Source organism: Sphingomonas sp. FG14 (assembly GCF_057809675.1).
In genome coordinates, this window is sequence record NZ_JBMDKK010000001.1 from 1,719,643 (window position 1) to 1,742,718 (window position 23,076).

Genomic DNA, 23,076 nt, shown 5'->3' on the forward strand with positions numbered 1-23,076 from the left:
ATTTTCCGCCAGGCCGGGGCCGCATCGCGCCAGGGCGTTGAACCCCTTTCGATGCTTTCGCGTTCGGCAGTCACGTTCGGTTATTCCCCAACTCGGGGCCGGCGCCTCGCCAGGCGCCGGCCCCTGTCTTTTCCGGTTGGCGGTCTTTTCAAGCTCACTTGCCATCGAAATAGTCGACGACCAGGCGGGAGACCGCGCCGATGCGATCGTCGCCATCGGCATCCAGGCCCGCCATGTCCATGTTGAACGACGTGATCACGATCGGTCCCGATTTCGCATAGACGATGCCGATATCGTTGGTGACGCCGATCGTCTCGCCGGTCTTGTGCCCGACGGGCGCGGTCAGCCAGTGCGGGATCTTGCGCGTGCCCGCCTGCTGCGCGCGCAGGATGCGCTTCATCTCGTCGCACGCGGCCTTGGAAGCGGCAGTGTCGCGCTCGATCGATTCCATCAGCCGTCCGCCTTCACGCGGGGTCATGATGCCGAACCACTGGCTTTCGTCGGCGGATCGCTTGCGGATGAGGTCGGCCAGCCGCTCGCCCGCGTCCGCCGCCTGGACCTCGGCGATCAGCCTGGCGCGGGGCTGCGTGAAATAGGGAATATCGGTGCCCAGCGCGAAGATATCCTCCGCCCCCAGCGCACGATATTTCGGATCGAGCACCGCATAGAAGCCACGGAAATAATCGAGCGTCGTGTAGTTGAGCCGAAGCGTCGGGTAGCCCGAATGACGCAGGAAATCATTGACCGCGGCGACGCCGCCGACGCGCGCGATCATGATGTCCGTCGCGCTGTTGTCGCTGGTGATGATCATCTGGGTGATGATGTCGCGCAGCGTCGGCTTCAGCCCGAAATCGTTGAAGCGGAAAATGCCCGAACCGCCGCGAAAATCCGCGGCCTTGATCTCATGACGCTCGTCGAGGTTCAGCATCTTCTGGTCGGCGAGCCGGTAGGCGAGCACCATGATCGCGACCTTGATCGTGCTCGCGCTTTCATAATGACCGTCGGGATCGACCGCGGCCTCTTCGCCGGTCGCGAGATTCTTCGCATAGAAACCTGACCTGGACGGAAAACGCGCAAGCTCGGCGGCGAGCAACCGCGTGAGACCCAGCGATTGCGAACTCGGCGCGGGTTGGGCCACGGCCTGCGTGATCGGCAGGGCCAGGGCAGAGATCAGCAAGGCTGTTCCAAATAGACGCTTCACGACAATTCCCCCTATCCCGCATCGCGGTTCCATGTCCGCGATCGCCCGTCGCGGCATGATAGCCGATGCACCCGATCCGGCAACGTCATGCGATTGCAGCATCTTCGGTTCAGGCGTACGCTCCGGTCCAATCAACGGGAGAACCGTCATGCGCACCTTGGCCTTGCTCATACTGGCGGGATCGGCGCTGGGTTTTGGGGTGACCGCCATCGCCCAAGACACGCCCATGGACATGCGCGATCTGGTCGGCGCGCGGGCGGGTCAGGCCGAAGGGCAGTTCGCCGCGCGCGGCTATGAGTTTGTCGGCGCGCAGACCGGCGATGACCGCAAATGGACGACCTGGTGGCACCCGCAACGGCGATCCTGCATCATGGTGGCCACGGTCAATGGCCGATACGACTCGATCGTCAGCACGCCCGAAGCGGATTGCCGTCGTGGCGGCGGAGACCGCAATCCGGGCTATCGGCCTGATCCCGGTTATCGCCCGAATCCCGGCCAGCGCCCCGATCCGGGATACCGCCCCGATCGTCCGGGGCGGCCGGGCGATGACGGCTATGGCTGGGCGGGTGGCCGCCGGATCGACATGGGGCTGGTCTGTTTCGGCGAAGGCCGGCGACCGGCGCTTGCGACCCGCTATGGCTGGAGCTGGAACGACCGCAGCGATCGTTATGATTACGGCAACCGCACCGAGCTTTCGTCGCAGGATTTCGACGCGTCGGTGACGGTCCAGATCTGGAACGGCGGCGGCCGCATCCGCCTGCCTCGCACCCTTGTGCCGCCGATCAACTCGCGCGGCAGCAATGGCTGGTGGGATCTGACCAATGTCGCCGCCGGCCGCGACCAGATCACCGCCATCTATCGGCTGAACGGGCTCAACAAGCCTCGTGTCACGATCGATCGCCGCAGCGGCCGCATCTCGATCCGGGGGACAGGCAGCTACGCCTTCCGGGGAAGCTGCGACCGCATCGACGGCCGCGACCATCGGCGCTTCTGAGGCGTTCGTTCAAAGCGCCCGATTGGCCTGGATGACGGGCTGAACGCTGGTGAAATTGGGGATATCGCCGATGATCTCGGCGGCATGCGGCCCGCCGAGCGCACCCGCCAGCGCCTCCGCCGAAGCGAAGCCGACCAGTGCGATCAGGAAATAGGCCGGCTCGGCGCCATCGGGGCCGACGACGCCACGAAACGCCTGGACGCCCTGTAGCCCCGCATCGCCCCAGCGTGCTTGGACAAGCGGCAGATGGGTTTGGGTGTAATAGTCGAAATCGAAATGCGCGTCCGCCGCGCGCGGATAGATGACACTGACCGTCGCCATGGCCGACTCCCGGAATGAAGACGGATATGAGCCCATCCTGGCGCGATCATGTCAATTGCGGTGTCGCACCGGCCGCAGCGCTTCAGGCCATCGCCCAAAGGCCGGCACGCAGGGCATCGGGATCCGCGATCATCCGCTCGATCTCGCCATGCGTACACTCCCAGATCGGCAGTGCGCTTCGCAACAGCCCGCGCCCGGCCTCGGTCAACGACAACAGTCGCCCGCGCCGATCGGCAGGATCGATCGCCGACGCCAGCAGACCGCGCCTTTCGAGCGGCTTGAGATTGGCGGTCAGCGTCGTCCGGTCCATCGCGAGCAACTGCGCCACCGCGCCCATCTTGGGCGGCTCCGGCCGGTTGAGCGCCATCAGCAGCGAGAATTGCCCGCTGGTCAGCCCCATCGGCCGCAAGGCATCGTCGAAGCGCCGCGACAGCGCACGTGCGGCCCGTTGCGCGGCCAGGCACAGGCAATGGTCACGCACATGATGGGTCGTTTCGAACGACGGGCCGTCACCTGGGTTCATCCCGCAATTTAGGTTGAGGGCAACCTATCCGTCAACGCGCCGCGATTGCCTATAACCGGCCGGTCTTGCTCGGCTCGGGCATCAGCAAGGCCGTGAGGAATGCAGTGGCGGCGGCGAAGGCCACATACCAGTAGAAGACGCTCTCATGCCCCATCTGCTTGAACAGCAGCGCGACATATTCGGCGGTGCCGCCGAAGATCGCGGCGGCGACACTGTGCGCGAAGCCGACGCCGAGCGCACGGACATGCGCGGGAAACAGCTCGGCTTTGAACAGACCGCTGACCGATGTGTAGAAGCTGAGGATCACCAGCGCCGCGACGACGAGCGCGAAGGCGCTGAGCGGTGTGCTCGCCCCGGACAGCGCGGTGAGCAGCGGCACGGCCCCCAGCGTCATCAGTCCGGAGAAGATCAGCAGGCAGGTGCGCCGGCCGATCGTGTCGGACAGGCGACCGATCGCGGGCTGCAACAGCATGAAGACGACCACCGCGCCGGTCATCACCCCGCTTGCCGACTGGGTCGACATGTTGGCGGTATTGACGAGGAATTTCTGCATATAGGTGGTGAAGGTGTAGAGGCAGATCGCCCCGCTCGCGCTCAACGACACAACGAACAGCACCGCCTTGGGATGCGCCGCGAGACCGCGGAAGGTGCCCGCGTCGGGCGCCGCCAGCCCGACCTCTCCGGTTTCGTGCATGTGCCGGCTGAACAGCAGCACCGTCAGCGCCAGCACCGCGCCGATCACGAACGGAATCCGCCACGCCCATTCGCGCAGGGCATCGTCACCCAGCGTCTGCTGGAGCGTGACGAGGACGAGCAATGCGCACAATTGCCCGCCGATCAAGGTCACGAACTGGAAGGACGCGATGAAACCGCGCCGCCCCTTGACCGAAATCTCGCTCAGATAGGTCGCTGCCGCGCCATATTGGCCGCCGGTGGAGAAGCCCTGGCAAAGCCGAGCGACCAGAAGCAGGGCCGGCGCGAGCGCGCCGACCTGCGCATAGGTGGGCAATGCCGCGATCATCAGCGAACCGACACCCATCAGCAGCACCGAGATCACCATGCCGGCGCGGCGCCCCCGACGATCGGAGAAGCGGCCGAAGAACCAGCCGCCAATCGGCCGGATCAGGAAGCCGGCCGCATAGATACCGGCGACATTAAGGAGTTGGGCGGTGCGGTCCCCGGCCGGAAAGAAGGCGGCCGCGAAATAGATGGAGGTGAAGGCGTAGACGTAGAAATCATACCATTCGATCAGGTTGCCCGCCGATCCCGCCACCACCGCTGCGATGCGCTGGCGCGGGCTCAACCGATCGACCGACGACGCATCGGGCATGGCGGCGGCGCTCATACCGTGGCTCCCGCGATACGAACGGCGCCGGACTCGATCAATGCATCGATCTCGCCCTCGTCATGACCATAGTCGCCAAGGATCGCCCGACTGTCCGCGCCAAGGGCGCCCGGCGGCGTGTCCGCGACCCGGGCGATGCCGCCGAACTCGACCGGCTGGGGCAATGCGCGCCTGATCTCGGGCGGAAAACCTTGGTCCACGCTGAAGAAGCCCACATCAGCCAGATGCGGATCATCGAGCAGATCCTCGAGCATGTTCACCTCCGAACATGGAATGTCGCGCGCGGACAATGCGCTTATCCAGTCACCGGTCGAGCGATGTGGCAAGATTTCCGCCAGGATCGCGTAAAGATCGTCAATCCGCGCCTGGCGGATGCGGGGATCGGCGAACCATGGCTCGTCGCAGACCTCGCCGCGCCCGACTTCGTCGAGAAAGCGGCGCCACTGATCCCCGGTATAGGGAAGCACGGCGATCCAGCCATCGGCCGTGCGATAGGGCCGCCGGTCGGCGGCGAGCACGCGCGGATAGCCGAGCACGCCGTGATCGGCGAAGGTCGCGCCGGCGAGATGCTCGTTGAGCGCGAAGGAGGCCATCGCCTCGAACATCGGCACTTCGACGCGGATCGCGCCGTCCCGTCCCCGCGCTCGCGCGACCAGTGCCGCGAGGATGCCATACACGACGTGGAGCGCCGCGACCTTGTCCGCCAGGATCGTCGGGATGAACTGCGGGACACCGCCCGTTTGCGCCGACAGCCCTGCCAGCCCGCTCGCCGCCTGGATGATATCGTCGAAGGCGGGCCGATCACGATAGCGGCCGCGCTGGCCGAAGCCGATCGCCGCGCAATGGATGATGCGCGGATTGATCTCGGCGGCGGCATCGAAGCCCAGCCCCAGGCGGTCGGCCGCCTCGGCGCGCATATTGTGCAGCAGCACATCGCAGCCCGCCATCATCCGCGCGAACGCCGCGCGCCCGTCCGTACTCTTGAGGTCGAGCGCGATCATGCGCTTGTTGCGGTTGTTGTTGACGAACAATGCACCGTCGCCCGCACCTTGCGGATGCGAGTCCCGCGCGACGTCACCGCCCAGCGGCTCCACCTTGACGACGTCCGCGCCGAGATCGGCCAGGATCTGGCCGGCGAACGGACCGAGCACGACCGCGCCGACCTCTATGATACGAACGCCCTGAAGAAGAGGAATCATGCAACCGCCCCATTCGGGCAGGCGGCCTTGAAAGCCATCCTCGCCCCGATCATTGCTCTTCCACCGGATCGTAGAGGGTGGCGAACGGCGCTCAATATCGACGATGATATCATTCGATGCCGATGGGCTATCAAAGCGCATCGGCATTGACGCGCTACCGGTCGGCGATAGTCTCCCGCGCACAGCCATGCATGTCCGCCTAACCCTTCCGCAGCTCGAAGCTTTCCTGAAGCTCGAAGCGCTCGCCAGTTTCCGCGATGCCGCGCTGGCGATGGGCGTTTCGCAACCCTCGTTCAGCCGGACGATCCAGCAGATCGAAGCGCGGCTGGGCGTGCGCCTGTTCGATCGCGATACCCGGCATGTCCGCCTGACAGCGGCGGGTGAACGGCTGCGCCCGATCGCGCTGAAACTCATCAAGGATCATGAGGACGCGTTCCGCGATTTCGAATCCTATGTCGGCGGCCGCGCCGGGCGTGTCAGGATCGCCACGCTGCCCTCGGTCGCAGCGACATTGCTACCCGCCGCGATCCAACGCTTCGCGCTCACCCATCCCGGCGTGTCGGTCGAGATCTGGGAGGATGTCGGCGCGCCGGTACACCGCGTTATCGAGGAGGGCGAAGCGGATATCGGGATCGCGCCGCCGCCCGGCGAAACGCGCAATCTCAATTTCAAACCGATTTTCCAGGACAAGCTGATCCTCGCCTGCCGTGCCGACGATGTGCTGGCCCGCCAGGATCGGCACGACTGGACGGTCTTTCGCGAGCGCCCTTTCATCGCGATGTCCCCCGACACCGGCCTGCGCGCGCTGATCGATCGTGCCTTTGCTACAGCCGGCGTCGTCGTCGATCCGCTGTTCAACTGCAAGCACCCGACTACCGCCGCCGCGCTCGTCATCGCGTCGCAGGGCATCAGCGTGCTGACTCGGCTGGCGATGGAACAGATCCGTTCGCCCGACCTGACATGGCGCACGCTCGACACACCGGAAGCATCACGCCCGATCGGCCTCGTCACCAGCCCGGCACGGTCGATGCTGAGCCCCGCGCGCGCCTTCATGCAGGAAGTCGAAATCGAAGCCCGGACGCTCGCACTGAAGGTCTGACCTGCCCCAGCGGACATGAATCCGGGTCGATCATGTCGGTTTTATGAAACGCGTTCGTCTTTCCAGAGAGAGTTGGAAGCGGGGCCTGTCAGGCTGCCAAGGGGAAATGATGGTGAGATCGCGCGCAGATTTTCTTGGGCTGATGCTCGCGGGCTGCGCATTGCTGGACGGCTCCGCCGTAGCCGCCGAAACCGGCCCGCCCCTGACGCTCGCCCCCGATCGCCAACTCGCTTTTCAGCTCAGCGAAGCCACCTGGATGGCGCCCGATATCTCGCCAGATGGGCGGACGATCCTGTTCGACATATTGGGCGACATCTATGCGATCGATGCGCAAGGCGGCGTCGCACGGCCGCTGCTCAAGGGGTTGGCCTATGAGACACAGCCGGTCTTCTCGCCTGACGGGCGGCAGTTCGCATTCATCAGCGACCGATCGGGCGCCGCAAATCTGTGGATCGCCAACAGCGACGGCAGCGGGCTGAAACAGCTTTCACGCGACGAAAGCGCGGCGATCTATTCGTCGCCCGCATGGTCGCCCGACGGCCGTTTCGTCTATGTATCGCGCTCGATCCATGCCGACCTGGCGTTCGAGATCCACATGTACGATCGCGATGGCGGCGCCGGTATCCAAATCACCAGAGCGAAGCCCAGTGGCACGGAGGGGTTCGACAAGCGCATCAACGCGCTGGGCGCCGCCCCATCGCCGGACGGACGCTATCTCTACTATGCGCAGAAGACGGGCACGCTCTGGTACGACCGCTATCTGCCGCATTGGTCAATCGTCCGTCGCGACCTGCGCAACGGCGCGGAGGCGACGATCCTTGCCTCGCCGGGCGGCGCGATGCGGCCGATGCTGTCGCGCGACGGCCGCCGGCTCGCCTATGCCAGCCGCACGGGCACACGCACCGGCCTGCGCCTGCGCGACCTGGAGACCGGCGAGGATCGCTGGATCACCGCGATCGACCATGACAGCCGCGAGGGCGGCTATTATGTCGATCTGGTTCCGCGCTTCGCCTTCGCGGCGGATGGCCGGTCGATCCTGACGAGCATCGATGGCGGGCTGACACGCATCGATCTGGCCAGCGGCAAAGCAGCGGCGATCCCGTTCACCGCGTCGGTCGCGCTCGATATCGGTCGATCGACGCGCGTCGCACAGAAGCTCGACGACGGCCCGGTGACGGTACGCGTGCTCCAGTCGCCCGCGCCCTCCCCCGACAATCGCGGCGTCGCCTTCACCGCACTTGGTAAACTCTACACGCGACCATTGATGCAGGGCGGCATCGCACGACCGGTACCGGGCGTCGAAGGCATGGCCTTCCAGCCGAGCTGGTCGCCCGACGGGCGGACGATCGCCTATGTCACCTGGACTGCAAGCGAAGGCGGGCAGGTCTGGACGATCCCGGCCGATGGTGGGCGTCCGCGCCGATTGACCCAGGTGCCGGCGATGTACAGCGAACCGCAATTCTCGCCCGACGGGCGGAGCATCGCGGTGCTGCGCGCCAATCATCTCGACCGGTTGGAGGTCAATGACGAGCTGTCGCAGAACCGGCAGACCGATATCCTGATGCTCCCGGCCGATGGCGGACCGGGCCGGCTGGTGACCAGCAGCCTGGGCATTCGCGCACTACAGTTCGGCACGGCCGACCGGCTGCGCTTTACGGCGCCGGAAGGAACCAGTTCGATCGGGATCAACGGCGAAGACCTGCGCCGTGACGCTGTTTTCAAGGCGCGCAACGGCAACCAGTATTTCGCCGGACTGCCGGTGCCGCCCGAGGATGTACGTATCAGCCCCAAGGGAGACCGCGCGCTCGTCAAGGCGGCGTCGCAGCTCTATCTGGTCGACCTGCCACCGGCCAATGCGCCCGGCGGCGCGGCGATCCAGCTTTCCGCACCGTCGGTCGCGCTGACCCGGCTGACGCGCATTGGCGCCGATCATCTCGCCTGGAGCCGCGACGGCGCATCGATCCTGTGGTCGGTGGGATCGACGATCCGCACCGTCGCGCTCGCCGGCATCGCGGGTACGGCGCCCGGCACCGCCGAAAGCCGGGCGGAAAGCTTCCCCACTGCCATCACGCTGCCACGCGACATGCCCAGCGGCAGCGTCGTGCTGCGCGGGGCCACCGTGGTGACGATGCGCGGAGACGAAGTGATCATGGGCGCCGATATCGTGGTGACCGACAACCGCATCGCAGCTCTCGGCAAGACCGGCGAAGTCGCGGTGCCTGCGGGTGCCGCGATCCGCGACGTCGCCGGCAAGTTCATCATGCCCGGCTTGGTCGATACGCATGCACATTGGTTCGAGATCCGCCGCGGCCTGCTCGACCGCGGCCATTGGGATTTCCTCGCCAACCTCGCTTATGGCGTCACCGCCGGCCTGGACGTGCAACCCTTCACCGTCGACATGTTCGGATATCAGGACATGATCGATGCCGGCATGATGCCCGGCCCCCGCGCCTTCACCACCGGCCCCGGCATCTTCGTCAATGCGGAGGTCAATTCGAAAGCCGACGCGATCGACGTGCTCACCCGCTATCGCGACCATTATCGCACGCGCAACATCAAATCCTATATGATCGGCAACCGCCGCCAGCGCCAGTTCATGACCGAGGCCGCAGCGGAACTCGGCATGATGCCGACCACCGAGGGCGCGAGCGACCTGACGCTCAACCTGACGCATGCGATCGACGGTTTCGCCGGCAACGAGCACAGCCTGCCCGTCACGCCGCTGCGCGACGATATTGTCCAGCTCTATGCGCGCACGCGGATCGGCTATTCGCCAACCTTCAATGTCATGTACGGCGGCATGCCTTCGCTCGACAATCTGATCATCCGCCACGATCCCAGCCGCGACGCCAAGCTGCGCCGCTTCATGCCCGGCGGCGTTGTCGATGCGAAGATGCGCGGCCGCGAATGGTCGTCGCCCGACGACAGCCTCTATCCCGCCTTCGCCGCCGACGCGTTGCGCATCCAGCGCACCGGCGGCCTGGTCGGCATCGGCAGCCATGGCGAGCTTCAGGGCCTGGGCTATCATTACGAGATGGAGGCCTATGCGGCGGGCGGCGCCACCCCGCATGAAGTGCTCCGTGCGGCGACGATCGGATCGGCGGAGATCATCGGCCATGCCGCCGATATCGGCAGCATCGAACCCGGCAAGCTCGCCGACCTGCTGATACTCGATGCCGACCCGCTGGCCGATATCGTCAATGCGCGCGCGATCGGCCTGGTGATGAAGAATGGCCGGATCTATGATGCCGAGACGCTGGACGAAGTCTGGCCGCGCACGCGCCCGCTACCGGCGCAATGGTTCCAGCCGAACGGTTCCGGTCAGCGGCTCAGATAGAGACTGGGCGGCACCCCGAAAACGCGGCGGAACATCGCCGTGAAGCCGCTGGCGCTGTCATAGCCGATATCGAAGGCGACCTGGGTGATCGAACTGCCCGACGCCAGCATCGAAAGCGCTTCCATCAAACGCACCTGCTGACGCCACACCGCCAGGCCCATGCCGGTCTCGCGCTTGAAGGCGCGGGTGAAGGTGCGCCGGCCCATTCCCGCAAGCGATGCGAACTCGTCGATGTCGCGGGTATCCGCCGGATCAGCGAGGATCGCGTTGCATACGCGCAACAGGCGCGGATCGCGCGGTGTCGCGACCTGATAAGGCGCGTTCGGCATGCGCTCGACCTCGTCGAGCAGCAGGCTGATGATCCGTCCTTCCCGCCCGTCGACATCATAGCGTGGCTCGAAACTCGAACTCTCGATGATCAGCGCCTTCAGGAAATCGGAAACTTCGAAAACCCGGCATTCCTTGTGGCTCTCGCGCAGATCCGGGCGCAAATACAAGGTCCGCAGCGAAACCGCGCCACGACAGCGAACCTCGTGCGGCATGTCCACGGGGATCCAGAGCGCGCGCTGCGGCGGCACGACGAAGCTCAGTCTCGGTGTCCGCACCGACATGACGCCGGAGGAGGCATACAGCAACTGGACAAGCCCATGGCTATGCATCGCATCGACGAAGCCAGCCGGATATTCGTCCTGCAAGGCAAGGACAGGGCGGTCGCTGGCAAGCAGATCCTGGCTGTGTTTCATGGCCCGATCTCCACGATCTATCGTGACATCCTTGAGTAAGAGCCAAATCGAACGTCATTGCAACCGAAGTCGATCGGTTGGCCCATTTGATGCAGTCAATGACCCGATTATCACGAAAGGGCCGATGGGTCGGCGTGATCGAGGTTCCCGCGCGCTCCGATCGATAACCGCGCCGGCCAAACCGCCTGGCAATTCACAGGATCAACCCGGATCGATCATCTGCTCGTGTACCGACGCCTTCGATACGCATAAACATCGAACAGGTGAGGCACGAAAGAATCTGAGCCCGACCGATCAACCTGAATTGATCACGATACCAGGCGCGAGGCGATATTCTGTTTACACGGCTCGTCGCAAACATCGCCTTCCATTAATAAATGGTAGATCATACCCATGTTACCTCACGGGTGCATTGGACGTCCCCGGCAGAGGGCGAAGTAGGCGTAGAGACATGTCTGGATTGGCCATTTTCGCTACAATTGTTGGAATCGGCTTTGTGATTGCGCTCGCATGGCTCACGGGTCTTTTCCTTCGCGCGCCGCGCGGTTTCCAGGATAGCAGCGGGTTCGGCGTCGACAGGCGGCGCAACTTCGATCCCAATGCCAGCGCGGCGGACCGGCGCGCCTCAACCGATGTCGATGAAGGCCGCGTCCGCGCTGGCGATCCGCCGCCGACGCAGGGCCGTCGCGGCACGCGTAAATATGACCGGTGAGAACACTCGCGCTCGGTGACAGTCTCGGGAAATCAAGGCATGCCGACACCGGCCGCCAGGAACGACTATCTGGCCGGCGTCTCGTTGCGGGGCTGCAACGGGCTTGATGATTGAGTGGCGATCACCGCTTCCACCTCGGCCTCGCTGAGCGGCCGGTCGAACGCCACCCCGAACCGGCTGCCACCGACCCAGCGCACCGTCGCCTGACGCGCGATCCCCGCGCAATCCAGCGCCACGCGGCTACCGGTTTCCGGCGGACTCGCCACATGGACCAACGCGCCGCCAGCCGAAATATCGAGCAGGTGGACACGCATCGATCGCTCCCCGACCGTCATCTGCGTCGGCTGGAAAATCTTGAGTCGCGGAGTCGACCGTCGCGATGGAAGCCCTTTCCTACCGCCCTGCACCTCGATTCCCCCTGCCGTCGCGCGCCGCTGGTTTCGCTTTGCCGAAGCAATGGCTGGATCGCAACCCGGAGCATGCCCGAAGGATTCAGCCGCCGGTCTGTAGCAGCCGGGTTCCGGTCTCGGAGACGACGAGGCATGTCAGCCGGCCGCTGTGATAGGCCCCCGTATCGATGCCGATCCGGTTGGGCCGAAATACGGGGGTATCGACGATGACATGGCCATGGACCACGCACAGGCCCCAATCACGCTCCGCGCTGAGAAACGGTTCGCGGATCCACATCAGGTCATGCGCCCTCTGCGCATCGACGGAACGCGCCGGGTCGAGCCCGGCATGGACGAACAGATAGCCTCGCCACACAAAGGCCAGCCGCAATCCGCGGAGAAACGCCAGATGCCCAGACGGCAGTGCTACGGCGAGTGCATCGCGCAAGTGCTGCCAGTCCGCCGCCATCGGTGCCGCCGGCACGTCGAGTCCGTAACTCTCAAGAGCTTCCCGACCGCCATATTGCAACCATGCTGGTCCGGCATCCTCGGGTGTTTCGAGGAAATCGAGCATCCGATCCTCGTGATTTCCCTTGAGGAAGACGCGCGCGATGCCGTCGTCGAACGGCCGTGCGAGCCGGTCGATCACCTGCGCGGACGCCGGTCCGCGATCGACATAATCACCAAGATAGCAGATCACCGGACACTCCGGTCGCGTCACAGAGATGTCCATGCGGATCAGCGCCTCGATCTCCTCCAGCAGATCGAGGCGGCCGTGGATATCGGCGACAGCGTAGATTGCGCTCGCGCCTTTAGCCTCGGGGCTGCGGTAGCTGCCAACGTCGATAAGGGGTTCCGCTGCGTGCATCATGGCCGGGTTCCATGAATCACGGCGCGACGCAATGTCATTGCGAAGGCGGCAAGGTCGCCTGTCCCTTTCATTTGCTCGATATCAAACAGTTATGTCGCACATGAAGACCACGGCCAGATCGAAAGACAAACGGTCAAACTGAACAGTGAATCAGGAATATTTCACATAGATCAAGTCAAGCATCGACACGCACCAAAAAGCTTCACTGTCATACGGTGATGACACAGCCGGCATTGCCAATTTCCTTCGTTCCGACATCGCACGAAGATAACAAGCCTAACGGTTTCGTCCTACTGCATCAAACATGATGCTTAACCATTCCATGATGCGATGAAGCGTGATTGACGATATTCGCAGACCCAGGCCGCGATTATTAATCGGATTCAGCAGAATTTGGTCCATTTTGGCTTGCAACCGACGAAAAGTCGATGCAGGCGAATTACCGCAATTTCACGGAGTCCCTGACGTGGCAGACAATGAAGATATCGGCATCAACGCCGTTGAACTCGCCGCCGACCTGACGGTCGCGTGGCTGTCCAATCCCAATACGCGCGCCAGCGCCGAAGACGTGCCGACCTTCCTGAAAGCCATGCACGGCGCCGTCACCGACCTGACCGGTGGCGATGCGCCCGCTGCGGCCGAAGCAGCGCCCGCGTCGGAATTCACACCGGCCGTCACGGTGCGCAAGTCGCTCGCGTCGAAGGATCACATCATCTCGATGATCGATGGCAAGCCCTATCGTACGCTGCGCCGCCATCTTTCGACACATGGCCTCAGCCCCGAACAATATCGCGAACGCTATGGCCTGAAGGCCGATTATCCGATGGTCGCCGAAACCTATTCCGAAGCGCGCCGCGCAATGGCGAAGAAGATCGGCCTGGGCCGCAAGCCCGGCCAAAAGGCTGCGCCCGCCAAGGCGACCGCTCCGGCAGCGACTGCAACCGCCGCGCCTGCGCCCGCCAAGGCCAAGGCAGCGCGCGGCCGCAAGCCGGCCGCCAAGTAACGCCGATGTTCAACGCCAATGTTCGATGAGCCGCCTCGTCGAGCATTGGCGCTGACCGGCTCAACACCTGAGCGAGCGTATCCGGATACACGAAGATTCCGGCAATGGCGTCACCGACCCGAATGGTGCACAGAGGAACAGTGTACGGATCTGGGCGGCGGGCTGACTGATGACGATACAATGCCGCTTTGCAGCGGCTGATCGAACGCCGCCGCAAAACCGGCACTGACGCATGTTCGATCCGGGCAGCGATCCCGACGCCGATCTGCTTTCCGCCGCGATCGTCGGAGATCGCGATGCCTTCGCGGCACTGCTGCGCCGCCACTATGACCGTATTCACGGCCTGGCCTGGCAATTGACCGGTTCGCGCGCCGATGCCGACGATGTCGCGCAGGATGTCTGCTGCGCGCTGGTGGAAAAGATCGCCGGCTTCCGCCGCGAGGCGAAATTCAGCACCTGGCTATGCGGCATCGTCTATAATGCCTGCCGCGATCTGCATCGCCGTAAACGCAGTTTCGGCGGTCTCACGACAAGGCTGGCTGTGCTCGCCGGGCTGGCGCGCGCGCCTGACGGACGAGACCTCTACGACTCCATCTGGCTGAAAAGCGCGATCATGCGGCTGAAACCAGTCTATCGCGATACCGCTGTCCTCGTCGTCGGCCAGCAACTGACGCATGGCGAGGCGGCCGTGATATTGGGCGTTGCCGAAGCGACGATATCATGGCGGATGCACGAGGTCCGCCGCCTGATCGCGGAGGACCGCACGGCGCCGGACTGATCCCTGCGAAAGCACCTGAAAAAAAATTTCGCGCCGTTCCCAAGCTTTCTCCCCCGGGCCGCGTCCCAGTGACATGCGGACGATTGTCGCCGCTGTCCTGAGGGAGATTGTCATGCCCCGTTTGCACGCCGTCATCGCCATCGGCCTGGCCAGTACGGCCATTGCCTCCTGCGCCGGTTCGGGCGCGGAGCCGAAAAACACCGCGACGCCACCGGAACTGGCCGCACAGGACGAGTCGATCGTCGTCACAAGCCAGCGGATCGATCGTCCGCTGGAGGCACGCGCAAAATCACGCGCGGAAGATGCACGCGCCGCCACATTCGCACCTCCACCGCCGCCTCCGGCACCGTCGGTCGTCGTCACCGGCTCGAGGGTATCCCGTATGGCGATGCCCGAACATTATATCCCGATGCCGCCCCCGCCGACCGGCCGCGACCGTTTCACCGCGATCTCGGAAAACCCCTTCAAGGTCGCGCGCGAGGAGCCGGTCTCGACCTTCTCGATCGATGTCGACACCGCATCCTATGCCTTTGTCCGCGCCTCGCTCAATCGCAACGTCCTGCCGCAACCAGCGGCGGTGCGAACCGAGGAGATGGTCAATTACTTCCCCTATGACTATGCGGCACCGCAAAGCGCCGACCAGCCCTTCGCCAGCAATGTCTCGGTGTTCCCGAGTCCCTGGTCACCCGGTCGGAAGCTCGTGCGGATCGGGATCAAGGGTTACGCGATCCGCCAGGCCACCCGTCCGCGCGCCAACCTCGTCTTCCTGATCGACACATCCGGTTCGATGAACGCAGACAATAAACTGCCCCTGGTCAAGCAGTCGCTCGGCATGCTGCTCGATCAACTCGACGAGGACGACAGCGTCGCGATCGTCACCTATGCCGGCACCGCCGGCACCCTGCTCGAACCCACCCCGGTCAGTCGCCGGGAAAAGATCCGTCTGGCGATCGATCAGCTCGGCGCGGGCGGCAGCACGGCCGGGGCGGAGGGCATCCGCCAGGCCTATGCGCTGGCCGCGCGCAACTTCGATCCGCGGGGCGTAAACCGCGTCATGCTGGCCACCGATGGCGACTTCAATGTCGGCATCACCGATCAGAGCGAATTGAAGGGCTATATCGAAAGGGAGCGCAACAAGGGCATCTTCCTGTCTGTGCTCGGTTTCGGCATGGGCAATTACAATGACGCGCTGATGCAGACGCTGGCGCAGAACGGCAATGGCGCCGCCGCCTATATCGATACCGCCGGTGAAGCGCGGAAGGCCCTGGTCGACGAAGCCACGTCCACGCTGTTTCCGATCGCCAAGGACGTGAAGATCCAGGTCGAGTTCAATCCGGCGACGGTCGCCGAATATCGCCTGGTCGGCTATGAGACGCGGCTGCTCAACCGCGACGACTTCGACAATGACAGGGTCGATGCCGGCGATGTCGGCTCGGGCCAGAGCGTGACCGCGCTGTACGAGATCGTGCCCGTCGGCGGACCGCGCGCGATCGGCGATCTGCGTTATTCGAGCACCGCGCAGCCCGTGCTCGCCAGCGAATATGGCTTCGTGAAGATCCGCTACAAACTGCCCAAGTCGGACACGAGCCGGCTGATCTCGACCCCGATCGATCGCCGGTCGGAAAGCGCGAGCTTCGACGCGGCGCCGATGGATGCCCGCTTCGCGACTGCGGTCGCCGCCTTCGCCGAATTGCTGCGCGGCGGCCGCCACAGCGGATCGATGACCTATGACGACGTGCTGCGGCTGGTTTCCGGCGCGCGCGGCGAGGATGCCTTCGGCTATCGTGCCGAATTCCTCCAGCTCGTCCGCGCGGCGAAGGCGGCGCGCTCGATGCCGGGCTGACGCAAATGGGGAAGGAACGGCCAACCACATCGAGGATGCGTTCGACCGGCCCGTCGTTTCGGGTATAAGGCGCGCCGATGCCGTTCCTTCCCTCCGCCGCCGCTTCTCCGGCCCTGGTCGCGCCATGCGCGACCGGAAAGGGTGAATGGTGAACGACGACGATATCGCCGCATCGCTGCCCGATCCGCCGCCGCCCGCCCCGGTGCGACGCGAGGCCGCGATCGAGGCGGCGCTGCGGCGCTTCGACGGGCAAACCGGGGACGCCACATCACCCTCCGCTCAGGCAAGGCCCCGCCCACTGCCTTGGTGGCGCGAACTCGGTCGCCCACAGCTCGGCGTGATGATCAGCGCCGCGCTCGTCGCGCTGGTCGGCGTGCCCGCCATCTGGATGTCGATCGAGAATCGCCCGGCCGCCCATGCGCCCGACGCCCAGGTGGACCAGGCCATCGAGCCGACGCCCATGCCGGTTCAGCCCCAGCCGCAAACCACCGCGCCTTCGGCCAAAGCGCCCGATGCGCAACCCGCGCCGCCCCGGCCGGCGCCATCGACCCAAGCCCTCGCGCCGCCTGCCGCCGTGCCGGCCGCCCCGGAATTGGCACAGGCACCGCCGCCACCGCCAGCACCGGCGGAACTGGCGGCACAGGATATCGCCGTCTCAGCCAGGCGCGCCGAAGCCCCGGCCGCACCCGCACTCGATTTGCGAAACAGGATTGCCGCCGCCAAGCCGGCGACCGCCGAAGCGCGCGCCGACATCGAAGACGCCGGGATCGTGGTCACGGGCGCGCGCATCAAGCGCCGCTCCGACCGGCGCGGCGACTGGAATGCCTGCACCGTCGATGACCCGGCACGCGATCTCAGCGGCTGCAAACGTTTCTTCGACACCGGAGCCAAGGGCAATGCCGGACGCGCCGCCACCCATATCGCCAATGGGCTGACACGTGCCTGGGAAGGCGATGACGATGCCGCCGTCGCAGCGTTCGACCAGGCGATCGCGACCGCGCCGCGCAATGGTTTCGCTTATCTCAATCGCGGGCTCGCCCATCAACGCCAGGGCGAGATCGACCGCGCGATCGCTGATCTAGACCAGGCCATTCGCCACGATCCCGGCGCTGCGCGCAACTATTATGTCCGCAGCCAGCTTCACCGCCAGCGCGGCGACACACGACGCGCACGGATCGATGCCGAACATGCCGTCGATATCGATCCGCGCTATGCCGATCTGGTGCGATAGCGGCAGGCGTCTAGAGTACCTCGATGCAATCCACCTCCCGCAAACGGGAGGGGAGAAGCATAATGTCACCCCAGCAACTGCCGCTCCGCACGCTCCCGCACTTCGGCGAAGCTGACACGCTTCAGCAATTCTCCGCCGCGCCAGACCGGTTCGAGCAGGCTTGTGCCCGCATCCTCGATCCGCCGCCCGACCAGCCGTCCATCCTCGATGACCACCGCCTGCCGCCCGGCCTTGGACTCCTTGCCGGGATCGTTCCGTGGCGCCTTGTGGACGTCGTGCCATACACCTTGATCATCGCGCATCGCATTGGCTTTCATCGCGAAGCGCAACGTATCGCGGTTAAGCTGCTGGAGCAGCCCGCCGCCCATGCCGAAAGCCAGATTGTCGATCGCGAAACCAGCCTCGGTCGTGCGGTCGATCAGTTCGGCGATACTCCGCAGGTTCATCCCGTCACCCTGGATCAGCCGCACATGCGGATCGAGCATGCGATAACCCTTGCCGTTCACGCTGCCGCCGAACTTCTCCCAAAGGGTCTGGAGTGCGCGGACAGGCGTACCCACCGGATCGCCGCTGTCCGGCCGGATCACCAATGTCCCGCCCTCGCTGAGAACCCGATCGCGCAGGCTGCCGCCCCAGATATTCTCGATCGCATTGTCCAGGTCATAGCTGTCGGACACGACCGCGACGGTCCGCCCCTCGCTTTTGAACCGGTCGAGCATATTGGCATAGGCGGCTTCCTCGCGATCCTCGCCCCAGCTCGTCATTGTGCTGTGTTCGGCGGCGGGAATGGAGAAGCCCGCCATCTCCTCGCCATAGAAGCGGCGCGCGGCGATCAGCGCCTCCATCGTGTCGGTGCCCTGGAAATTGACGAGATGCGCCAGCCCGCCCAGCGCCGCGCTCTCGCCGGAAGAAACGCCGCGCGCGCCGAAATCGTGCAGTTTGAAGGGCAATTGCCCCATCGGATCGTCGGAGCTCCTGACCAGCCCGGCATGGATGATCCGCTTGGCCTTGCCGCTCAAGGTCGCGACCGTCGTCGGATACCAGATCGCACGCAGCAACGCGGTCTCGATGAAGGTCGTCAGCCAGGGCATGCGCGGATCGATATTCTCGACCTGGATCAGCGGCACGCCGGTCGGCACGATCGTCCCTTCGGGAAGCGCGCTGATCTCCAGCGGCAGCAGTCCGCCATGATCGACCAGCACGGCCTCCCAGCCGGGGCGATTGAACGGCACGCCATGCGCCGCGCAGACGGCCTCGGCCTCGTCGATATCCGCCGCACTGATCGGTGTGGACAGATGATCGACCAGAAAGGCCTGGAGCCCGAAGAAGATCAGGTCCTCGCTGAACGGATTGGGCCGCGCCTCGACATAGGCGGAGATCGTCCGCGCCTCGGGCGGATATTGCAGGAAGTGGCTCTGCTTGTAGCTGTCGGTCGCCAGGATCAGATTGGTCATGATGTGAACTCCTCACATATTGGCCGTGCGCCGGCCTCCCCGGCGCACGGGTTTCACAGATCGGCCATCAGGGTGATGATCGACCAGTGATCCTCGAAAAACTGTTCGGCGGAAAGATCGCCGATCCGGTACCAGCGCGCATGCGCGGCATCGTCACCGCCCTTCACCACGAACAGCTTGCGACGTTCGGGCAGGCGGAAGAGATAGGCATGGGTGATGATCCGCCCGCGCAATGAGCGATCGGGCGCATCGAACATCCGCGTACGGCCGTCGTCGATGAAGGATGCGAGCATCGCCGGCGGGATCTGCCCCTTGCCGTCAGAGATCCCGGTTTCCTCGCGTAGCTCGCGGATCGCGGCGTCGCGCACGCGTTCCGCCGGGTTCACGAAACCGCCCGGCAGCGCCAGCAGCCCCTTGCCGGGCAACTGGCCCCGTTCGACTAGCAGGATATGGCCGGACTGGACGACGACCGCGTCGGCGGTGACGAACGGCCCCTTGCCCCATTGGCGCGGATACTCGTCGAGATATTCGCGCTCGGCGAGCAATGTGCGGAACATCTCGCCCAGCTTGAACTGTTCCAGCCACTCGGCGATGCCGGGGGACAGGATCGACGCGGGCACCGCCGGGATCCGCTGGAAATATTGCTTGCGGATATCAGTGGAACTGAAGGTGCCATATTGGCTGTCGATCTGGATGTTCGCCCATTCGGGGAACATCTTCAGATAATAGCTGGAGGCATCCTTGCCGTAGCCGGTCAGGCTGATGTTGAAATCGGCCAGGCCGTTCACCGCGAAGCCGCCGCGATTGCCCGTTTCCAGCACGATCCGCTTCACGCGCTGCTGCACCTCTCCACACCAGGCCGTGTCGGAATAGAGATGGTCGTCCAGCGGCGCGACGATCAGCCGGCCGTTCGCCATTTCATAGGCGAAGGCCTTGCGAAACATCGCCAGCCGTTCCTCATAGGTGAAGGGATTGCGCGGATCGCGCGCCACATTGGCCGACCCGATCAGGACGATGAGATGGTCTGTCCTGGAAAGCGCTTCGCGGACCACATGCTCGTGGCCGATGTGCAAAGGCTGAAAGCGTCCGATGAAGACGCCGAAGTCCTGTCCGTGCATTCGAGGCTCCCTCGAAATCATGTCCGTGGCGAACTCCTCGCCACGCTGATCTTATCGCACAGCCAAGATCGACCCGCAACGGCAATCGAACCGGCCACCACTGGTGCCGGAGGCCCGCCAAGGGAGCAGGCGAGCCTCCGGTCGGGGGTGGCCGGTCGCGGCTGCCGATCAGGCGATCACGGCCACCGAAGCTTCGACGAAGATCGTGGTCGTGCCCAGCCCATATTGGTTATAGGCATGGTTGTTCACGAGGATCTGACCTTCGTAGATGGCGCCGGTCATCGTCACCGAGTCCCCCATATCACCAGTCACATAGAGCTCCCGATCGCTGTCGGTGACCTGGATCACGCCGGCCTCCGTCAGCGTGATACCGCGTCCCGGATCGCCGACGCCCAGATCGATACGCTCGATATTGGCGATATTGGTTGCACCACCGTTCAGCGCCAGGACGGTGCCCGTGCCCTTGTCGATCAGCAACGTATCGAAGCCGGTGCCGCCGTCGATCTTCACGTCGAGCGCGTCATAGACGAGCACGTCATTGCCCTCGCCACCGTTCAGGCTGTCTGCGCCATCCCCGCCGCGCAGCAGGTCGTTGCCCTTGCCGCCCAGCAGCGTGTCGTTGCCGGCGAAACCATAAAGACGTTCATTAGCGTCGCCGCCGGTCAGCGTCTCGCCGCCCGTCGTTCCGAGCTTGATGTTCGAGTTGCCGTTGGAATTGAGCAAGCTCAGGTCGAGCAGCGTTCCGGAAAAGTCGCTGTCGCTGAGCGTGCCGTCGCTGGCGGTGATCTTCGTCTCGTTGAGCACCTGCAGTCCGAGCAGTGTCAGATCCTGTTCGAAATGCACCGTCGCCAGCAGCTCGTTGATCGCGCGATTGTCGATCGTCCCGCCGTCGATGGCGGTGATGGTGAGTTCGGAGAGCGGACCGATGATGCCGAGAAGACCCGGATCGTTCTTGACGACCACCTTCAATCCAAGCTCCGTCGCGAGCAATTCCGACGCGGTCAGTTCATAAGCGCCCAGATTCAGGTTGATCAGCGGATTGTAACGGACCTGGACCGACTTGATGTTGTTGTCGGGATCGAATGCCACCAGCGATTGCTGATTGATGTCGATCAGGCCCAGCGTTTCGGCGCTGATCAGCCCCAGCAGCGCGGTTTCGTTCGCCTGGACGATCGGTGCCTGGTTGGTGTTGGTGATGACGATCGGCTGATTGTCGCTGTTGCCGACATTGCCCGCCGCATCGACCACGCGGGCATCGATCGTGTGATTGCCCACGGACAGCGTGCCATAACCGTAGAACCAGGTGGTTCCATTGTCCGTCGCCTCCACCCAGGCGCCGCCGTCGATCCTGATCTCGACGCGCTCGTTCGCCGCCAGCGGCTGGCTGAGCGTACCGAAGATCGTCGGAGACCGGTCCTCGGTGCTCCAGTCGCCGATCGTGCCAGTATCGTCAGCCAGCGCGGTGATCGCGATCGTCTGCGCGGGCGCGGCGGTGTCGATCGTCACCGTATAGCCGACCGAAGGCACGCTCACATTGCCTGCGGCATCCCGTGAGGTCACGGTGAAGCTATGCGCGCCCTGGCCCAGCGCCGATACTGGCGTGAAGCTCCAGGCGCCGACGCCGTTCGCCGTGGTCGTGCCAAGCAATGTGCCGTTGTCGTAGACGGAAACGACCGAATTGGCTTCCGCGCCGGTTCCCGCGATTGCCGGCCGCGTATCATCCGTGAACCCGCCATTGGCGACAAGGCCGGTGACGGCGCCGATGTCGTCAGTCACGGAGGTGATCACCGGTGCCGCCGGTGCGGTCGCATCGATGGTGATCGCATGGGCCACCGAAGGTCCGCTGACATTGCCCGCCGCGTCCGTCGCCGTGACGGTAAAGCTATGCGCGCCGTTGCCGAGCGCCGTCGCGGGCGTGAACGACCAGGCGCCGGCGCCATTGGCCGTCGTCGTGCCAAGCAATGTGCCATTGTCGTAGACCGAGATGGTCGCATTGGCCTCAGCCCCCGTACCCGCGATCGCTGGACGGGTGTCGTCGGTCAGGCCGCCATTGGCGACAAGGCCCGTGATCAGGCCGACATCGTCGGTGACAGATCCGATCGTCGGCACCGCCGGCGCGGCCGTGTCGATGGTGATCGTATAGGCCGTCGATTGCGGGCTGACATTCCCCGCGGCATCGGTCGCAGTCACCCGGAAGCTGTGCGAACCCTGGGCGAGCACTGTCGCCGGCGTGAACGACCAGGCGCCCGAGCCATTGGCGGTCGTCGTGCCGAGCAGCGTGCCATTGTCGTAGACCGAGATCGTCGCATTGGCCTCAGCCCCCGTCCCCGCGATCGCCGGACGCGTATCATCCGTCACGCCGCCATTCGCGACGATGCCGAGCACCGTGCCCACATCGTCGGTGACAGATCCGATCACCGGGAAAGCGGGCGCGGCCGTATCGATAGTGATCGCATAGGCGGCCGAAGGTGCGCTGGCATTGCCGGCGGCATCGGTCGCGGTCACCGTGAAGCTATGCGCCCCCTGGCCCAGCGCCGTGGCGGGCGTGAAGCTCCACGCACCCGAACCGTTCGCCGTGGTGGTGCCGAGCAGCGTGCCGTTGTCGTACACCGAGATGGTCGCATTGGCCTCAGCGCCCGTGCCCGCGATCGCCGGACGCGTATCGTCGGTCACGCCACCATTGGCGACGATACCGACGATCGTTCCGACATCGTCGGTGATCGACGCGATCACCGGAACGGTCGGCGCAGCCGTATCGATGGTGATCGCATAGGCGGCGGACGGCACACTGACATTGCCTGCGGCATCGGTCGCGGTCACCGTGAAGCTGTGCGCGCCCTGGCCCAGCGCCGTCGCGGGGGTGAAGCTCCACGCACCCGAACCGTTCGCCGTGGTGGTGCCGAGCAGCGTGCCGT

19 protein-coding genes are annotated in these 23,076 nt (G+C 64.8%); 8 read left to right on the plus strand and 11 right to left on the minus strand.

The genetic code is table 11. From position 1 onward, the window contains the following. Nucleotides 1-154: 154 nt before the first annotated feature. Nucleotides 155-1,177 carry a serine hydrolase gene (locus tag ACODTA_RS08075; RefSeq protein WP_489065353.1) on the minus strand — a complete coding sequence of 341 codons (1,023 nt, stop codon included), beginning with the start codon at nt 1,175-1,177 and terminating at the stop codon, nt 155-157. Between the two features lie 172 nt (nt 1,178-1,349). Between ACODTA_RS08075 and ACODTA_RS08080 the strand changes: the two genes are divergently transcribed. Further along, complete coding sequence (locus ACODTA_RS08080) at nt 1,350-2,195, plus strand: hypothetical protein (RefSeq protein WP_489065354.1); 846 nt, start codon at nt 1,350-1,352, stop codon at nt 2,193-2,195. 9 nt (nt 2,196-2,204) lie between these two features. On the opposite strand, the gene ACODTA_RS08085 is transcribed toward ACODTA_RS08080, so the two are convergent. From ACODTA_RS08085 to ACODTA_RS08100, 4 genes are all read right to left on the minus strand, one after another. Beyond that, nucleotides 2,205-2,516 carry an EthD family reductase gene (locus ACODTA_RS08085; RefSeq protein ID WP_489065355.1) on the minus strand — a complete coding sequence of 104 codons (312 nt, stop codon included), beginning with the start codon at nt 2,514-2,516 and terminating at the stop codon, nt 2,205-2,207. 82 nt (nt 2,517-2,598) lie between these two features. Then, the gene (locus ACODTA_RS08090; RefSeq protein ID WP_489065356.1) at nt 2,599-3,039 is read right to left on the minus strand and encodes a MarR family winged helix-turn-helix transcriptional regulator; all 441 of its coding nucleotides are present in this window, start codon (nt 3,037-3,039) and stop codon (nt 2,599-2,601) included. A 49-nt stretch (nt 3,040-3,088) separates the two neighbouring features. Beyond that, nucleotides 3,089-4,384 (minus strand): MFS family transporter, encoded by a 1,296-nt coding sequence (locus ACODTA_RS08095; RefSeq protein WP_489065357.1) that lies wholly within the window; start codon nt 4,382-4,384, stop codon nt 3,089-3,091. Continuing rightward, nucleotides 4,381-5,583: a CaiB/BaiF CoA transferase family protein gene (locus tag ACODTA_RS08100; RefSeq protein ID WP_489065358.1), complete on the minus strand. Its 1,203-nt coding sequence runs from the start codon at nt 5,581-5,583 to the stop codon at nt 4,381-4,383. Before ACODTA_RS08100 ends, ACODTA_RS08095 begins: the two co-directional genes overlap by 4 nt. A gap of 187 nt (nt 5,584-5,770) precedes the next feature. On the opposite strand from ACODTA_RS08100, the gene ACODTA_RS08105 reads away from it, so the two are divergent. Together ACODTA_RS08105 and ACODTA_RS08110 are read left to right on the plus strand one after the other, a co-directional pair. After that, nucleotides 5,771-6,682 (plus strand): LysR family transcriptional regulator, encoded by a 912-nt coding sequence (locus tag ACODTA_RS08105; protein ID WP_489065359.1) that lies wholly within the window; start codon nt 5,771-5,773, stop codon nt 6,680-6,682. 112 nt (nt 6,683-6,794) lie between these two features. Further along, complete coding sequence (locus ACODTA_RS08110) at nt 6,795-10,019, plus strand: amidohydrolase family protein (protein WP_489065360.1); 3,225 nt, start codon at nt 6,795-6,797, stop codon at nt 10,017-10,019. Here the strand turns inward: ACODTA_RS08110 and ACODTA_RS08115 are convergent. Further along, nucleotides 10,004-10,762 carry an AraC family ligand binding domain-containing protein gene (locus ACODTA_RS08115; protein WP_489065361.1) on the minus strand — a complete coding sequence of 253 codons (759 nt, stop codon included), beginning with the start codon at nt 10,760-10,762 and terminating at the stop codon, nt 10,004-10,006. The two genes, ACODTA_RS08110 and ACODTA_RS08115, sit on opposite strands and share 16 nt — an antisense overlap. 496 nt (nt 10,763-11,258) lie before the next feature. On the opposite strand from ACODTA_RS08115, the gene ACODTA_RS08120 reads away from it, so the two are divergent. Then, nucleotides 11,259-11,474 carry a hypothetical protein gene (locus ACODTA_RS08120; protein WP_489065362.1) on the plus strand — a complete coding sequence of 72 codons (216 nt, stop codon included), beginning with the start codon at nt 11,259-11,261 and terminating at the stop codon, nt 11,472-11,474. 65 nt (nt 11,475-11,539) lie between these two features. On the opposite strand, the gene ACODTA_RS08125 is transcribed toward ACODTA_RS08120, so the two are convergent. Both ACODTA_RS08125 and ACODTA_RS08130 read right to left on the minus strand, forming a co-directional pair. Beyond that, a complete protein-coding gene (locus tag ACODTA_RS08125) occupies nt 11,540-11,881 on the minus strand; it encodes a PilZ domain-containing protein (RefSeq protein ID WP_489065363.1) in 342 nt (113 codons plus the stop codon). Between the two features lie 85 nt (nt 11,882-11,966). Further along, complete coding sequence (locus ACODTA_RS08130; protein ID WP_489065364.1) at nt 11,967-12,734, minus strand: metallophosphoesterase; 768 nt, start codon at nt 12,732-12,734, stop codon at nt 11,967-11,969. 466 nt (nt 12,735-13,200) lie between these two features. Here ACODTA_RS08130 and ACODTA_RS08135 point away from each other — a divergent pair, with 466 nt between their 5' ends. The 4 genes from ACODTA_RS08135 (at nt 13,201) to ACODTA_RS08150 (ending at nt 17,589) form a co-directional block, all read left to right on the plus strand. Continuing rightward, entirely contained in the window at nt 13,201-13,737 is a 537-nt protein-coding gene (locus ACODTA_RS08135; RefSeq protein WP_489065365.1) for a Ros/MucR family transcriptional regulator, read from the plus strand. A gap of 232 nt (nt 13,738-13,969) precedes the next feature. Then, nucleotides 13,970-14,515: an RNA polymerase sigma factor gene (locus ACODTA_RS08140; RefSeq protein WP_489065366.1), complete on the plus strand. Its 546-nt coding sequence runs from the start codon at nt 13,970-13,972 to the stop codon at nt 14,513-14,515. Between the two features lie 112 nt (nt 14,516-14,627). Beyond that, a complete protein-coding gene (locus tag ACODTA_RS08145; protein ID WP_489065367.1) occupies nt 14,628-16,358 on the plus strand; it encodes a vWA domain-containing protein in 1,731 nt (576 codons plus the stop codon). 148 nt (nt 16,359-16,506) lie between these two features. Then, the gene (locus ACODTA_RS08150) at nt 16,507-17,589 is read left to right on the plus strand and encodes a tetratricopeptide repeat protein (RefSeq protein ID WP_489065368.1); all 1,083 of its coding nucleotides are present in this window, start codon (nt 16,507-16,509) and stop codon (nt 17,587-17,589) included. A gap of 65 nt (nt 17,590-17,654) precedes the next feature. On the opposite strand, the gene ACODTA_RS08155 is transcribed toward ACODTA_RS08150, so the two are convergent. The 3 genes from ACODTA_RS08155 to ACODTA_RS08165 form a co-directional block, all read right to left on the minus strand. Next, nucleotides 17,655-19,043 carry a nicotinate phosphoribosyltransferase gene (locus ACODTA_RS08155; protein ID WP_489065369.1) on the minus strand — a complete coding sequence of 463 codons (1,389 nt, stop codon included), beginning with the start codon at nt 19,041-19,043 and terminating at the stop codon, nt 17,655-17,657. A 53-nt stretch (nt 19,044-19,096) separates the two neighbouring features. Continuing rightward, the gene (locus ACODTA_RS08160) at nt 19,097-20,161 is read right to left on the minus strand and encodes a bifunctional nicotinamide-nucleotide adenylyltransferase/Nudix hydroxylase (protein WP_489065370.1); all 1,065 of its coding nucleotides are present in this window, start codon (nt 20,159-20,161) and stop codon (nt 19,097-19,099) included. A gap of 168 nt (nt 20,162-20,329) precedes the next feature. After that, nucleotides 20,330-23,076: Ig-like domain-containing protein (locus tag ACODTA_RS08165; protein WP_489065371.1), on the minus strand; the 2,747-nt coding region annotated here is incomplete at its 5' end.